This is a genomic window from Curtobacterium sp. 18060 (assembly GCF_902706105.1).
In the GTDB taxonomy this organism is placed as follows: domain Bacteria; phylum Actinomycetota; class Actinomycetes; order Actinomycetales; family Microbacteriaceae; genus Curtobacterium.
On record NZ_CACSJV010000108.1, the window covers coordinates 1 to 1,317 of the forward strand.

Here is a 1,317-nt window from a genome sequence, read left to right on the forward strand (position 1 = left end):
TCTAGTGGGTGGACGGTTCCTGGTCGACCTCGCGGCGGTCGTCGTCGGACCACAGCGTGTGGAAGGTGCCGTCCTTGTCGATGCGCTGGTAGGTGTGCGCGCCGAAGAAGTCGCGCTGCCCCTGGATGAGCGAGGCGGGCAGCCGCTCGGAGGCGAGCGAGTCGAAGTACGACAGCGCCGACGAGAAGCCCGGTGCGGGGATCCCCGACGCGGCGGCGATCCCGACGATGCGGCGCCAGGCGGCTTCACCCTCCTGCACGGCGTTCGCGAAGTACGGGTCGACGAGCAGTGACTCGAGCTCCGGGTTCTTGTCGTACGCCTCGACGATGCGGTTGAGGAACTGGGCACGGATGATGCAGCCACCCCGCCAGATCTTCGCCACGTTGCCGAGGTTGATGTCCCAGCCGTACTCCTTGGCCCCGGCGATGATCAGGTCGAAGCCCTGCGCGTAGGCGACGACCTTCGAGGCGTAGAGCGCCGCGCGGACGTCGTCCTCGAAGCCCTCGGGGACCTCGGCGATGTCGGGCCGGTCCGGGAACGCCTGCTGCACCGAAGCCCGCTGCGACGGCTTCGACGACACTGCGCGGGCGAACACCGCTTCGCCGATGCCGGAGACCGGGATGCCGAGTCCGACCGCGTTCTGCACGGTCCACACGCCGGTGCCCTTGGAACCCGCTTCGTCGCGGATGACGTCGACGAGGGGCTTGCCGGAGTCGGCGTCGCGCTGCTTCAGGACCTCGACCGTGATCTCGATCAGGTAGGACTCGAGGTCGCCGCCGTTCCACTCCTGGAACACCTTGACCAGGTCCTCGACGGAGAGCCCGCCGACGCGGCGGAGCAGGTCGTAGGACTCGGCGATGAGCTGCATGTCAGCGTATTCGATGCCGTTGTGCACCATCTTGACGAAGTGGCCGGCGCCGTCGGTGCCGATGTGGGTCACGCAGGGCTCGCCCTCAGCGACCGCCGCGATCGACTTGAGGATGGGGCCCAGGGTCTCCCAGGCTTCCTTCGAGCCGCCGGGCATGATCGACGGCCCCTTGAGCGCGCCCTCCTCACCACCGGAGATGCCCGTGCCGACGAAGTTGAGGCCCTTCTCGCGCAGGTCGTGCTCACGCCGGATCGTGTCGTGGAAGTTGGCGTTGCCGCCGTCGACGATGATGTCGCCTTCCTCGAACTTCTCGGCGAGCTGCGAGATCACGGCGTCGGTGCCCTTGCCGGCCTGCACCATGATGATCGCCGTGCGCGGCTTCGAGAGCGAGGCGACGAAGGCGTCGATGTCCTCGGACGCGATGAAGCCGGCGTCGCCGTGCTCCTTGA

At 68.0% G+C, this 1,317-nt stretch carries 1 protein-coding gene; it reads right to left on the bottom strand.

Annotated features, from left to right (window positions below; genetic code table 11):
• Position 1: 1 nt before the first annotated feature.
• On the bottom strand, positions 2-1,317 hold a 1,316-nt coding region (gndA, locus tag GVL05_RS19775), incomplete at its 5' end, for an NADP-dependent phosphogluconate dehydrogenase (protein WP_159574241.1).